Consider the following 13,887-nt stretch of genomic DNA (forward strand, 5'->3'; position numbering starts at 1 on the left):
CGGCGATACTGGCACTTGGCCTTGCTTCCGGGCATCCTAACTGTCTACCGAATCACACCTCCCCCAGGAATTCCGGTCAGTGTCGACCCCCTCGCTAACCCCGTCGCCGCCTCCCGCCGGCGACCCACTGACCGTACCCGACCGACCGGCAGCCAAGGCTGGCCTGCTGTTGCTGGTCCTGTTGATGCTCGGCCTGCTGCTCTGGCAGATGAGCCAGGAGCTGCGCCAGCAGGAACGCTTCGAACACGAGCGAGCCGCGGCCCAGCTCGATCGTCTCAACGACCGCCTGTCCCTGACCCTCGAACTCAAGGCGCGCACCGCCCTCGCCCTGCTCCCGGGCGTGCCCCCCAGCGAGCGTGGCGAGATCCAGAACAGGCTGTTGCCACGCATCAGCGATGCGCTGCCACAGGTCCGCCAGTTGCAATGGGTGGACAGCGCCCCGCAGACGGGCAGCCCGTCGCCGGAAACGACGCTGCCCGAGCAGTTGCGCCAGCACGCCGGCTCCGGCCTCTACCACTATTGCCTCGACCCGCGCGACGGCGAATCCCTCTACCTGACCCTGCGCGAACCCGGCAGCCGCCGCGACAGTGGCTTCTGGCTGTTGCACCTGGCCAGCGACAGCCTCGCCCAGTGGAGTCCCGACCTCCCCACCGGCAACCTGCTCTGGCGCCTGGAAGACCAATACGCCGGGCGGGTGCTCTGGCATACCCCAGGGAGCACGGCGCTGCTCGACGACATGCAGACCCTCGGCGTGGAACCGCTGCGCAACAGCGACTGGCAGCTTCGCGGGCTCTACGACAGCACGCGAGTGCGGCTCGGCCTGCTGCCGGGAATCGGCGGCGAGCTGGCGATCTTCCTCCTACTGGTCGGCGTCACCGTGTACATGCTGCTGCGCCTGCACCGCGAGCAGCAAGGCCTGCGCGCCATGACCCTGGCCTCGCAGCGCAGCCTGCGCCAGGCGGCCACGGCACTGGCGGCGATCGACGAGCGGGTGCTGGTGACCCGCGCCGACGGCCGCCTCAGCTACCTCAATCCCCAGGCCGAACGCCTCTTCGGCATCAGTTCGGCCCAGGCCCGCCAGCATCACCTGCTGGGCCTGCTGCCGGACCTCGAGCCAGGCTGGCTGACGGACGCCGGTGGCGACGGCGAGACCCGTAGCGAGTTGCTGCCGCTGCGGGTACGCGGCGAGCCGCGGACGTTCACCCTCAGCCGCCATCCGCTGGCCAGCTATCCGGCGCTCGCCGACCAGGCCTGGACCCTCCGCGAGCAGATCCTCCAGGGCGGGCAGGTCTGGGTGTTGCGCGACGTCACCGAGGAACAGCACGCCCTCGGCGTCCTGGAGGAAACCCGGCGGCGCTACCAGGACATCTTCGAAGGGGTCGGCGTGGCCCTCTGCGTGCTCGACCTCTCCGCCCTGCGCCAGGCTCTGGTGGAACAAGGCCTGGACAGCTGCGCCGCACTGCGCGCCTGGCTCGCCGGCGAACCCGGGCGGCAGCAGGCGCTGCTGGAGCGGATCCGCATCACCGAGATCAACGATGTCAGTCGCCGCCTGCTGCAGATCGAGTCCACCGAACAGGCCTGGCAGCGCTTGCTCGACCACGGCCCGCTACAACCGGACAGCCTGCGCCTGCAGGTGATCGAGGCGCTCATCGAACGCCGGCCGGTACTCGAACTGGAAGCCACGCTGCGCTGCGGCAAGAGCACGCCGCGGCACCTGTGGTTGCAACTGCGCCTGCCGGAAAACCCCGGCGAATGGCATGCGGTGACCCTCAGCCTGTCCGACGTCACCAGTCGCAAGGAAGTCGAACTGTCGCTGATCGAGCGCGAGAAGTTCTGGTCGGACGCGGTCCAGGCGGTGCCCGATACCCTCTACATCCACGACCTGCACGCGCGCCGGGTGATCTTCAGCAACCATCACCTGGGCCAGCAACTGGGCTACAACCAGGAAGAACTGGCGCGGATGGGCGAGAACTTCTGGGAAACCCTGCTGCACCCCGACGACCAGGAATACTACTGGCGCATCCGCAACCTGCAGCACGTGGTCGGCGACGGCCTGCTGCTCGACAGCCAGCTGCGCTGGCGCCACCGCGACGGCCGCTGGCACTGGTTCGACATCCGCGAGCAGGCCTTCAGCCGCGACCGCAGCGGTCGCGTGGCGCGCCTGATCGGCGTGGCCAAGGACATCACCTTCACCGTCGAGGCGAACAACGCGCTGCGCGAGAACGGCCGACGCTACCGCATGCTGGCGGAAAACATCAGCGACGTGATCTTCTCCACCGACGCCGAACTCAACGCCAGCTACGTCAGCCCCTCGGTACAGCACGTGTTCGGCTACAGCCCGGAATGGGCGCTGCTCAACGGCCTCCACCAGACCGCCACCAACCCGCGCCAGCTCGGCCGCCTGAACGGCCTGCTGCGCCGCGTGCGACACGCCATCGGCGACCGCCAGAAGCTCGCCGAACTGCGGGAAAACCCTGGCCAGCATCTGTTCGCCCTCGACTGCCTGCGCGCCGACGGACGCAAGATTCCCATCGAACTGCGGATCGTCCTGATGTGGGACGAACACGACCGCTTCGAAGGCCTGCTCGGCATCGCCCGCGACATCAGCCAGCAGCGCCGCGCCGAACGCGAGCTGCGGATGGCGGCGACGGTATTCGAACACTCCACGGCGGCGATCATGGTCACCGACCCGGCCGGCTACATCGTGCAGGTCAACGATTCCTTCTCGCGCCTGACCGGCTACAGCCCGGCCGACGTGCTCGACCAGCAGCCGCGCCTGCTCACCGCCGACCGCCAGGAAGCCAACCAGCTCAAGCACGTGCTCGCCAGCCTGCAGCACAGCGGCAGCTGGGAAGGCGAGATCCTGCAGAAGCGCAAGACCGGCGAGCTCTATCCATCCTGGGTCGGCATCACCGCGGTGCGCGACGAGGAAGGCGACCTGGTCAGCTTCGTCTGCTTCTTCAGCGACATCAGCGAGCGCAAGGCCAGCGAGCGGCGCATCCACCGCCTGGCCTACTACGACGCTCTCACCCACCTGCCCAACCGCACGCTGTTCCAGGACCGTCTGCATACCGCCCTGCAACAGGCCGAGCGCAACGGCCAATGGGTGGTGCTGATGTTCCTCGACCTCGACCGCTTCAAGCCGATCAACGACTCCCTCGGCCACGCCGCCGGCGACCGCATGCTGCAGGAAGTGGCGACCCGCCTGAGCGCCTGCGTCAGCCAGGACGATACCGTGGCGCGCATGGGCGGCGACGAATTCACCCTGCTGCTGCCTTCCCAGGGCGACCGCGAGATCGCCCTGAAACGGGCGATCCAGGTCGCCGAGCTGATCCTCGGCCGTCTGGCCCGGCCGTTCACCCTGGAAGGCCGTGAATTCTTCGTCACCGCCAGCATCGGTGTGGCCTTGTCGCCCCAGGACGGCGCCGAACTGAGCCTGCTGATGAAGAACGCCGACACGGCGATGTACCACGCCAAGGAGATGGGCAAGAACAACTTCCAGTTCTACCAGGCCGAGATGAACGCCCGCGCCCTGGAGCGCCTGGAACTGGAAAGCGACCTGCGCCGCGCCCTGGAACTGGGCGAGTTCGTCCTCCACTACCAGCCGCAGTTCACCGGCGACGGCCGCCGCCTGACCGGGGCCGAGGCCCTGCTGCGCTGGCAGCATCCGCGCCGCGGACTGGTTCCGCCGAGCGAGTTCATTCCGGTGCTGGAGGAGATCGGCCTGGTGGCCCAGGTCGGCGACTGGCTGCTGGCGGAAGCCTGCAAGCAGTTACGCAGCTGGCACAAGGCCAAGGTGCGGGTGCCGAAGGTCTCGGTGAACCTCTCGGCGCGGCAATTCGCCGATGGCCAGTTGGGCGAGCGGATCGCCGCGATCCTCTACGAGACAGGCATCCCGCCGGCCTGCCTGGAGCTGGAACTGACCGAAAGCATCCTGATGAGCGACGTCGCCGAGGCCATGCAGATCCTCTCCGGGCTCAAGCGCCTCGGCCTGGCCATCGCGGTGGACGACTTCGGCACCGGCTACTCCTCGCTGAACTACCTCAAGCAGTTCCCCATCGACGTGCTGAAGATCGACCGCAGCTTCGTCGACGGCCTGCCCCACGGCGAACAGGACGCACAGATCGCCCGGGCGATCATTGCCATGGCCCACAGCCTGAACCTGATGGTGATCGCCGAGGGCGTGGAGAGCCAGGCCCAGTTGGACTTCCTTCGCGAGCACGGCTGCGACGAGGTGCAAGGCTACCTGTTCGGCCGGCCGATGCCCGCCGAGCAGTTCGGCATGCTCTACGCCAGCGACGTGCTGTTCATGTTCAACGAGGGCTGAGCCGCCGTGCGGCGCGCTTGAGCGCCGCTTGTCCGCGACATGATGGCCTTTCATGTGCCAGCACCCGCCGCATGGGTTAGAATGCGCGCCTTTTCCCAGCACCGATCCTTATGAGGACCGCCATGTTCAGCCGTGATTTGACCCTCGCCCGCTACGATGCCGAACTCTTTGCCGCGATGGAGCAGGAAGCCCAGCGCCAGGAAGAGCACATCGAGCTGATCGCCTCCGAGAACTACACCAGCCCGGCGGTGATGGAAGCCCAGGGTTCGGTGCTGACCAACAAGTACGCCGAAGGTTATCCGCACAAGCGCTACTACGGCGGCTGCGAGTACGTCGATATCGTCGAGCAACTGGCCATCGACCGCGCCAAGCAACTGTTCGGCGCCGATTACGCCAACGTCCAGCCGCACGCCGGCTCCCAGGCCAACGCCGCGGTCTACCTGGCCCTGCTGTCGGCCGGCGACACCATCCTCGGCATGAGCCTGGCCCATGGCGGCCACCTGACCCACGGCGCCAGCGTCTCCTCCTCCGGCAAGCTGTACAACGCTGTGCAGTACGGCATCGACGCCAATGGCCTGATCGACTACGACGAAGTCGAGCGCCTGGCCGTGGAGCACAAGCCGAAGATGATCGTCGCCGGCTTCTCCGCCTATTCCCAGGTCCTCGATTTCGCCCGCTTCCGCGCCATCGCCGACAAGGTCGGCGCCTACCTGTTCGTCGACATGGCCCACGTCGCCGGCCTGGTCGCCGCTGGCGTCTACCCGAACCCGGTGCCGTTCGCCGACGTGGTCACCACCACCACCCACAAGACCCTGCGCGGTCCGCGCGGTGGCCTGATCCTGGCGCGCGCCAACGAGGAGATCGAGAAGAAGCTCAACTCCGCGGTATTCCCCGGGGCCCAGGGCGGTCCGCTGGAGCACGTGATCGCGGCCAAGGCGGTGTGCTTCAAGGAAGCCCTGCAGCCGGAGTTCAAGACCTACCAGCAGCAGGTCCTGAAGAACGCCCAGAGCATGGCCCAGGTCTTCCTCGACCGCGGTTTCGACGTGGTTTCCGGCGGCACCCAGAACCACCTGTTCCTGCTCTCCCTGATCAAGCAGGACATCACCGGCAAAGACGCCGACGCCGCCCTCGGCCGCGCGTTCATCACCGTGAACAAGAACTCGGTCCCGAACGACCCGCGCTCGCCGTTCGTCACCTCCGGCCTGCGCATCGGTACCCCGGCCGTGACCACCCGCGGCTTCAAGGAAGCCGAGTGCCGCGAGCTGGCCGGCTGGATCTGCGACATCCTCGAGAACATGGGCGACGAGTCCGTGGTCGACGGCGTACGCGAGAAGGTCAAGGCGATCTGCGCCAAGTTCCCGGTCTACGGCAACTAAGCGACAAGGCAAGACGAAAGAGCCCGGCAAATGCCGGGCTTTTTCATTTCCTCCGAGGAAGGAGGCGCCGGGTAGCGTTATCGCCGGTCCTCGACATGGATCACCGCCAAAGCCTCGGCATCCTCGCCCCGCCGGGAGCGGCCGTGCATGCCGACGAGCAGCTCGCCGGCGTCCTCCTCCAGTTCCTCGCGAGGGACGAAGGTAAGGATGTCCGGGTGATGCCCGGTCACCACCCAGCCCCGGCCGTTGTCCAGGGTAATCACGCCGAAGTCGCCCGCCGGCGTGCCGACCTGTACCGCTCCCCACTCGGCCAGCAATGCCCGCGCCTGGGCCGCGAGGTCCGGCTCCGGCTGCGTGAGGATCACGCAAGTGCCCTGGGCGAACAGCACCCAGGATTTGTCCGCGCCACGGATGCAGTCCCGCCAGGCGCCGATCAATGCCTCCCTGTCCATTTCCACGCTCCTTTGGCGTCGATGCGCCTCAGCGGCCTTCGACGATGCGTTCGAAGCCCTCGCGGATACTGTCCTCCGGCAGGTTGTCGCCGATGAACACGATCACGCTCTCGCGCGCCTCGTCGTCCCGCCACTCGCTATCCCAGTCGAAGCCGTAGAGTCGCAGCACGCCCTGGAACACCAGGCGACGCGGCTCGTCGGCGATGTTCAGCACGCCCTTGTAGCGCAGCAGGGAATTGCCATGCCACTGCAACAGGTCGTCCATGAACTCGCTCAGTCTTTCGAGATCGAGCGGCGTGTCGCTGCGCAGTACCAGGGTGCCGATGCGATCGCGGCTGTCCTTGGCTGCCACCGCTCGCAGCGGGCGCAGGCCGATGCCAGGACCGAGGTCGGCGTTGAGGTTGAAGCCACGTACGTCGAGCAGGTGCGCCAGGTCGATGCGGCCGTGCTCGACCACATGCACCAGCGCCCTCCGGTTGATCCGTTGCAGGCGCTGGCCCAGGGCCTCGAAGGTGGCGGCGTCGACCAGGTCGGTCTTGCTCACCAGGATGCGGTCGGCAAAGCCGACCTGGGCCTGGGCGATGGTTTCCTGCAGGTGACGCTCGGCGTTGGCGGCGTCCACCAGGGTGATGATGCCGTCCAGCACGTAGCGCTGGCAGAGTTCCTCGTCGGCGAAGAAGGTCTGCGCCACCGGCGCCGGATCGGCCAGGCCGGTGCACTCGATCACCAGGCGGTCGAAGTCGATCTCGCCGTTGTCGCGGCGCTCCAGCAGGAGGAACAGGGCCTTTTCCAGGTCGGTGTTGATCGAGCAGCAGACGCAGCCGTTGGACAGCGTCATCACCTGCACCGGCTCGACGCCGAGCAACTGGCCGTCGATCGGCGTCTCGCTGTACTCGTTCTCGATCACCGCGATCTTCATGCCGTGCTCGGCCTGCAGCAGGTACTTGAGCAGGGTGGTCTTGCCGGCGCCGAGGAAGCCGGTGAGCACGGTAACGGGGATCGGGGCGTGGTTGTCGTTGGCTACTTCGGACATGCGCAACTTCCAGAAAAGACGCGGGCCACGTCAGACGTGGCCCGCGGAAGGATGGGGATTCAGCAGCAGCGGATCGGCCGACCCTTGCCGCCACCGTAGCGCGCCTCCTGGCGCTCGCGGAAGAACTCCTCGTAGGTCATCACCGGCTTGTCCGGGTGCTTGTTGCGCATGTGCTCGACATAGGTGTCGTAGTCGGGCATGCCGACCAGCATCCGGGCGGCCTGGCCCAGGTATTTGCCCATGCGGCTGAGGTCGTTGAACATGGCGAGTTCCTCGTTAAGGCTCCCCGGCGAACCGGGGAGCGCGGCCGGTCAGGCGTCGGGAATGGGCTCGAACGGGGTTTCCTTGTCGGTCCGCTCGCTCTTGCCCCAGGCCGCGATGCCGACCTTGATGGCGTAGAACAGTACGCTGAACACCACCAGCAGGAACAGCACGGTCAGACCGGCGTTGATGTAGGCGTTCAGCACCACGTGCTGCATCTGGCCGATATCCTTGGCCGGCGCCAGCACCTGGCCAGCATCCAGCGCGGTGGCGTACTTCTCGCCAAGGGCGACGAAGCCGACCGCCGGGTTGCTGTCGAAGATCTTGATCAGGCCCGCGGTGGTGGTGCAGATCAGCAGCCAGGCCGCCGGCAGGATGGTGACCCAGACATACTGCTGGCGCTTCATCTTGATCAGGACCACGGTGGCGAGCATCAGCGCGATGCCGGCGAGCATCTGGTTGGAAATGCCGAACAGCGGCCACAGGGTATTGATCCCGCCGAGCGGGTCGACCACGCCCTGGTACAGCAGCCAGCCCCACAGCGCCACGCAGCCGCCGGTGCCGATGATGTTGGCGGTCCACGACTCGGTCTTCTTCAGCGCCGGCACGAAGTTGCCCAGCAGGTCCTGCAGCATGAAGCGCCCGGCACGGGTGCCGGCGTCCACCGCGGTGAGGATGAACAAGGCCTCGAAGAGGATCGCGAAGTGGTACCAGAAGGCCATGGTGTTCTCGCCCGGCAGCACCTGGTGGAGGATGTGCGCGATCCCCACCGCCAGGGTCGGCGCGCCGCCGGCACGGGCCAGGATGGTGGTCTCGCCGATGTCCTGGGCGGTCTGGGTGAGTTGCTCCGGCGTGATGGCGAAGCCCCAGCTGCTGACGGTCGCGGCCACCGCGTTGACGTCGGCGCCGACCACCGCCGGCGGGCTGTTCATGGCGAAGTAGATGCCCGGCTCGATCACCGAGGCGGCGACCATCGCCATGATCGCCACGAAGGACTCCATCAGCATGCCGCCGTAGCCGATGTAGCGGGCGTCGGGCTCTCGGTTGAGCAGCTTCGGCGTGGTCCCCGAGGAGATCAGCGCGTGGAAGCCGGACACCGCGCCGCAGGCGATGGTGATGAACAGGAACGGGAACAGGCTGCCTTTCCAGACCGGGCCGGTGCCGTCGGTGAACTGGGTCAGGGCCGGCATCTTCAGTTCCGGCATGACGATCAGGATGCCGATCGCCAGGCCGATGATGGTGCCGATCTTGAGGAAGGTCGACAGGTAGTCGCGCGGCGCCAGCAGCAGCCACACCGGCAGTACCGAGGCGACGGCGCCGTAGCCGATCAGCATCCAGGTGATCTGGATTCCACTGAAGGTGAAATGCGGCGCCCATTCCGGACTGGCCGCGACCTGCCCGCCGAGCCAGATCGAACCGAGCAGGAGGAACACCCCGATGATCGAGATCTCGCCGATCCGGCCGGGGCGGATGAAGCGCATGTAGACGCCCATGAACAGCGCGATGGGAATGGTCGCGAGGACGGTGAACATGCCCCAGGGGCTGTCGGCCAGAGCCTTCACCACGATCAGCGCGAGCACCGCGAGGATGATGATCATGATCAGGAAGGCGCCGAACAGCGCGATGGTCCCGGCCACCTGGCCCATTTCCTCGCGCACCAGCTCGCCCAGCGAGCGGCCGTTGCGGCGGCTGGAGATGAACAGGACCATGAAGTCCTGCACCGCGCCGGCGAGGACTACGCCGGCGATCAGCCAGAGGGTGCCGGGCAGGTAGCCCATCTGCGCGGCAAGGACCGGACCGACCAGCGGACCGGCGCCGGCGATGGCGGCGAAGTGGTGGCCGAAGAGGATGTGCTTGTTGGTCGGGACGTAGTCCAGGCCATCGTTGTTGAGTACCGCGGGAGTGGCGCGGTTGGGGTCCAGTTGCATCACCTTGCTGGCGATGAACAGGCTGTAGTAACGGTAGGCGACCAGGTAGATGGCCACCGCCGCCACCACGATCCACAAGGCGTTGATCGCTTCGCCACGACGCAGGGCGACGACGCCCAGGGCCGCGGCGCCCACGATCGCCACCACCAGCCAGGCGAGGTGACGTAGCAGGCTATTGTTATTGTTCATAGTGTTTGGCTTCCGACAGATGGAGGGCGCAGTTCTGCAGCGAAAATTCTAGCCGCGAACCGACCAGGGGTCATACGACCTTAGTCTAGAGCGGTTACCGCACGATGGCGGTAGGCGCAATGTCGCAGGAATCCGCCGGAAAAGTCCATGGCCGACAAGGGCCGGCCAGGCGAAAACACTTCGGCGCGGCCTTGCCCTCTCCGTAGGAAGCGCCCTGGGAAAACGCCGTATGCCCAAGCCGTTCGTCTGCCGTGGCAACGGAGGCGGCAACCTCCGGCGGGCAGGCCGCGCACACGAAAAAGCCCGCCGTAGCGGGCTCTTTCCTGGGCCTGAAATCTCAGGCCGGTTGCTTGGCGTAGCGCGCCAGGGTGCCGTCGCGACTCATCACCGCCAGGGTGTTGCTCAGGACCTGCTCGCCCGTCGCATCCTTGCTCGCGAAGATCTCGCCGAAATGCTGCTGGGTGACCTGGGCGAAGTGCGCCCGGTCCTTGGCTTCCACGCCGAGCAGCACGGCATAGGCGTCGAGCGCTTCGCCCTGGCCCTTGGCCATGTCCTCGGCGATGTTGTCGAGCATCCCGTTCATGGCGAAGATCGAGCGGCCGCCGTAGCCCAGGCGTGCATTGGTGTTGCAACCGTTGGTCCCGGAGGTCATGCCGAAGGTGGCGTTGCCCGAGGTACCGTTGGTGGTGGTGGCCAGCAGGTGCGGGAACAGGCCGCGCTGGCCCTCGAACACCATGTTGCCCCAACCACAGCCATTACCGCCTGCCGCGTCGGCGTGTGCCGTCATGCTGCCCAGGCTCAGCAGCCCCAGAACCAACCCCTTGCTCAAAAGTCGCTTGTCCATGTCTGCGCTCCGCAGTTGTATTTTGGAGAAAAACGCTTTAGCAGCTTTGGCGAGACTTGACGAACTGTCAAACTCGGACACATGCCGCCGATCCAGCCGCACAGGCGAGGACGGACGGCACCGCCGATCGAATTCCGCCACTTCCCCGCCGGCATGGCTTGGCTATAGTGGTATCCAGCAGCGCGCACCGAGGGATCGCGACATGAGTGACCAGCACGACGAACGTCGACGTTTCCACCGGATCGCCTTCGACGCCGACAGCGAGATCCTCCAGGGCGAACGGCGCTGGGAGGTCTTGCTCCACGACGTCTCCCTGCACGGCATCCTGGTCGGCCAGCCGCAGGACTGGAACGGCGACCCGCAACGGCCCTTCGAGGCCCGCCTGTACCTGGGCCTGGATGTACTGATCCGCATGGAGATCAGCCTGGCCTGGGCTCGCGACGGCCTGCTCGGCTTCGAATGCCAGCACATCGACCTCGACTCCATCAGCCACCTGCGCCGCCTGGTGGAACTGAACCTGGGCGACGAGGAGCTCCTCGAGCGCGAGCTGGCCCTGCTGGTCAGCGCCCACGACGACTGAGGCGGATCACTCGAAGAGGGCGTCCAGGGCCTGCTCGAGGCGCGTCACGGCGATCACCTGCAATCCCGCCGGCGCCTCCTTCGGCGCGTTGCCGAGGGGTACGATGGCACGCTTGAAACCATGCTTGCCGGCTTCCTTCAGGCGCTCCTGGCCGCTCGGCACCGGACGCACCTCGCCGGACAGCCCGACCTCGCCGAACACCAGCAGGTCGTGCGGCAGCGGGCGGTTGCGCAGGCTGGACATCACCGCCGCCATCAACGCCAGGTCGGAGGCGGTTTCCAGCACCTTGACCCCACCCACCACGTTGAGGAACACGTCCTGGTCGTAGGTCGGGATACCGCCGTGCCGGTGCAGCACCGCCAGCAACATCGCCAGGCGGTTCTGGTCGAGGCCCAGGGTCACCCGCCGCGGATTCGCCAGGTGACTGGTGTCGACCAGCGCCTGGACCTCCACCAGCATCGGCCGCGAGCCTTCCCAGGTGGCCATCACCACGCTGCCGGGCACCGCTTCCTGGGCCCGCGTGAGGAAGATCGCCGAAGGGTTGCTCACTTCCTTCAGGCCTTTGTCGGTCATGCCGAACACTCCCAGTTCGTTGACCGCGCCGAAGCGGTTCTTCACTGCCCGCAGCAGGCGCAGGCGGCCGTCTGACTCGCCTTCGAAATACAGTACGGTGTCGACCATGTGTTCGAGCACCCGCGGGCCGGCCAGGGCGCCTTCCTTGGTCACGTGGCCGACCAGGAAGATCGCCGTGCCGCTCTGCTTGGCATAGCGCACCAGCATCGCGGCGCTCTCGCGGACCTGGGCGACGCCGCCCGGCGCCGATTGCAACTGCTCGGTGAAGATGGTCTGGATCGAGTCGATCACCATCACCCGCGGCTGCTCCTGGCGCGCGGTGGCGATGATGGTCTCGATGCTGGTCTCGGTCATCACCTTGAGCTTGTCTTCCGGCAACGACAGGCGCCGCGCGCGCATCGCCACCTGCTGCTGGGATTCCTCGCCGGTGACGTACAGCGCCGGGACGCGGCTGGCCAGGTTGCAAAGGGTCTGCAGGAGAATGGTCGACTTGCCGATGCCGGGATCGCCGCCGATCAGCACCACCGACCCGTCCACCAGGCCGCCGCCGAGAACCCGATCCAGTTCGGTGGAACCGGTCGTGAAGCGCGGCATCTCCTCGACGCTGACCTCCGCCAGGGTCTTCAGGTTGGCCTGCTGGCCGGCCCAGCCGCCGCGCCCGGAGCCGCTCGGCGCGGCCTCGACGACGGTCTCCACCAGGGTGTTCCAGGCCCCGCAGTCCGCGCACTGGCCGGCCCATTTCGGGAAGGTCGCGCCACACTCGGTGCAGCCGTACATGCGCTTGGCCTTGGCCATGGGAACTCCTCTCGCGGGCAAAGCGCAGATGATAGCCGCTGGCTTGATTCCGATCAGCCTCGATCGACCGCGCTTCGCGCGACACTGATGGCCGGACAAGGAGACTTCCATGCGCACACTGCTGTTCCTGCACCTGCTGGGTGCCGCGATCTGGGTCGGCGGCCACCTGGTCCTGGCCCTCGGCATCCTCCCCGGCGCCCTGCGCCGCCGCGATCCCCAGGCGATCCGCGCCTTCGAGCAGGTCTACGAGCGGATCGGCATCCCCGCCCTGCTGCTGCAGGTGGTCAGCGGCCTGTGGCTGGCCAGCCTGTGGCTGCCGTTCGACCACTGGTTCGGCGCCACGCCGGTGGCCCGTGCCCTGCAGCTCAAGCTGCTGCTCCTGGCGGCGACCGCCGCCCTGGGCGTGCATGCGCGCCTGCGCCTGATCCCGAACCTGAACGCCGAGAGCCTGCCGAAGCTGGGCTGGCACATCGCCGCGATCACCCTGGTGGGCCTGTGTTTCGTCGCGGTCGGACAGAGTTTCCGTTTCGGCGGCGCCTTCTGAGCATGCCCACATGAAAAAGGGCGCCGGAGGCGCCCTTTTTCATACCGTTGTCGTGAATGAATCAATGGCCTTTTCCGTTGGCCTTCCTCAGCCTCTCGGCGATTTCGTCCTTGAGTTGCACCCGTTGCTGCTTCAACCCCTGCAGCGCCAGGTCGTCGAGGGGTTCGCGACCGCCCTCGACCTCGTAGATGCGCTTGTCGAGGCTCTCATAGTCCGTCGCCAGGCGAGTGAAGTGGGCGTCGTTGCCATGAAGTTGCTTCAGTTCGGCATGAAAATCCGGAAACTCCCGGGAAAGCGGATGTTGCTCGAGCGGCATGACGGACCTCCTCTGACGTTGTATACGACACCTCCAGACTAGCCCAGCAGGCCTCCTCCGAACATTGCCCCCGATCACTTCGCCGCCGCAGTGCCGTTCAGTTCGCCGCGTCGCAGGCTTTCCACGCTGTTGCCCAGCGCATCGCGGGCGCCAAGGTCGGCACCGCGCGCCAACAGCGCCTGGAGCAGCTCCTCGCGCTTGAACAGCGCCGCGTACATGGCCGCGGTCTGCCCTGCGCCGTTGCGCTGGTCGGGGCTGCATTGCGCGCCGATCAGGCGCCGGGCGATGCGGACCTCGCCCTTGAAGATGGCGCCCATCAGGGCGGTGTTGCCGCGCGCATCCTGGACGCAGGGGTCGGCACCGGCCTCCAGCAATTGTTCCACCGCTCCGCCATGGCCGTGGTAGGCGGCCAGGATCAGCGCGGTATAGCCCTTGGCATCCTGCACATCGAGGTCGAAGCCGGCCTCGACGAATTCCTTCAGCATGGCCTGGTCACCGCGTCGGGCGGCATCGAAGAAGTAGTCGCGCAACCGCGCTTCGACCTCGACCCCATGCACCTCGCCAGCCTGCGCGGCCAGCGCCGCGAGCAGCAAGCCTGCCAGAATCCAACCTCGCATCGTCGTCATCTCCCGCCAAACCGATAGAGGAAGGGCGGCCTGGATGGCCGCC

The 13,887-nt window shown here is 66.9% G+C and carries 12 protein-coding genes; 4 read left to right on the forward strand and 8 right to left on the reverse strand.

Annotation, left to right across the window (positions count from 1 at the left end; translation table 11 throughout):
• Nucleotides 1-79 precede the first annotated feature (79 nt).
• Together morA and glyA are read left to right on the forward strand one after the other, a co-directional pair.
• Entirely contained in the window at nt 80-4,327 is a 4,248-nt protein-coding gene (gene morA / locus VQ067_RS25260) for a cyclic di-GMP receptor MorA (RefSeq protein ID WP_003134992.1), read from the forward strand.
• Between the two features lie 122 nt (nt 4,328-4,449).
• Complete coding sequence (gene glyA, locus VQ067_RS25265; protein ID WP_003094846.1) at nt 4,450-5,703, forward strand: serine hydroxymethyltransferase; 1,254 nt, start codon at nt 4,450-4,452, stop codon at nt 5,701-5,703.
• 77 nt (nt 5,704-5,780) lie between these two features.
• Here glyA and VQ067_RS25270 read toward each other — a convergent pair whose 3' ends face one another.
• From VQ067_RS25270 to VQ067_RS25290, 5 genes are all read right to left on the reverse strand, one after another.
• On the reverse strand, nt 5,781-6,161 hold the full coding sequence (locus VQ067_RS25270) for a hypothetical protein (protein ID WP_003135006.1): 381 nt from the start codon (nt 6,159-6,161) through the stop codon (nt 5,781-5,783).
• 22 nt (nt 6,162-6,183) lie between these two features.
• A complete protein-coding gene (gene yjiA / locus VQ067_RS25275) occupies nt 6,184-7,188 on the reverse strand; it encodes a GTPase (RefSeq protein WP_003094852.1) in 1,005 nt (334 codons plus the stop codon).
• Between the two features lie 59 nt (nt 7,189-7,247).
• Nucleotides 7,248-7,451, reverse strand: a complete 204-nt coding sequence (locus tag VQ067_RS25280; RefSeq protein WP_003094856.1) for a YbdD/YjiX family protein — start codon at nt 7,449-7,451, stop codon at nt 7,248-7,250.
• Nucleotides 7,452-7,499: 48 nt separating this feature from the next.
• On the reverse strand, nt 7,500-9,566 hold the full coding sequence (locus VQ067_RS25285) for a carbon starvation CstA family protein (RefSeq protein ID WP_003094859.1): 2,067 nt from the start codon (nt 9,564-9,566) through the stop codon (nt 7,500-7,502).
• 337 nt (nt 9,567-9,903) lie between these two features.
• The gene (locus VQ067_RS25290; RefSeq protein ID WP_003094862.1) at nt 9,904-10,410 is read right to left on the reverse strand and encodes a DUF3015 domain-containing protein; all 507 of its coding nucleotides are present in this window, start codon (nt 10,408-10,410) and stop codon (nt 9,904-9,906) included.
• A 202-nt stretch (nt 10,411-10,612) separates the two neighbouring features.
• Between VQ067_RS25290 and mapZ the strand changes: the two genes are divergently transcribed.
• Entirely contained in the window at nt 10,613-10,990 is a 378-nt protein-coding gene (mapZ, locus tag VQ067_RS25295) for a cyclic di-GMP-binding protein MapZ (protein WP_003094864.1), read from the forward strand.
• A gap of 6 nt (nt 10,991-10,996) precedes the next feature.
• On the opposite strand, the gene radA is transcribed toward mapZ, so the two are convergent.
• Complete coding sequence (gene radA, locus VQ067_RS25300; protein WP_003094867.1) at nt 10,997-12,358, reverse strand: DNA repair protein RadA; 1,362 nt, start codon at nt 12,356-12,358, stop codon at nt 10,997-10,999.
• Between the two features lie 109 nt (nt 12,359-12,467).
• Here radA and VQ067_RS25305 point away from each other — a divergent pair, with 109 nt between their 5' ends.
• Complete coding sequence (locus tag VQ067_RS25305) at nt 12,468-12,902, forward strand: CopD family protein (RefSeq protein ID WP_003094870.1); 435 nt, start codon at nt 12,468-12,470, stop codon at nt 12,900-12,902.
• Between the two features lie 61 nt (nt 12,903-12,963).
• Here VQ067_RS25305 and VQ067_RS25310 read toward each other — a convergent pair whose 3' ends face one another.
• Complete coding sequence (locus tag VQ067_RS25310; RefSeq protein WP_003094873.1) at nt 12,964-13,218, reverse strand: YdcH family protein; 255 nt, start codon at nt 13,216-13,218, stop codon at nt 12,964-12,966.
• 74 nt (nt 13,219-13,292) lie between these two features.
• Entirely contained in the window at nt 13,293-13,844 is a 552-nt protein-coding gene (locus VQ067_RS25315) for an ankyrin repeat domain-containing protein (protein WP_074241081.1), read from the reverse strand.
• Nucleotides 13,845-13,887 lie beyond the last annotated feature (43 nt).

The organism is Pseudomonas sp. KBN12P06040 (genome assembly GCF_037574965.1).
Classification (GTDB): Bacteria; Pseudomonadota; Gammaproteobacteria; order Pseudomonadales; family Pseudomonadaceae; genus Pseudomonas; species Pseudomonas aeruginosa.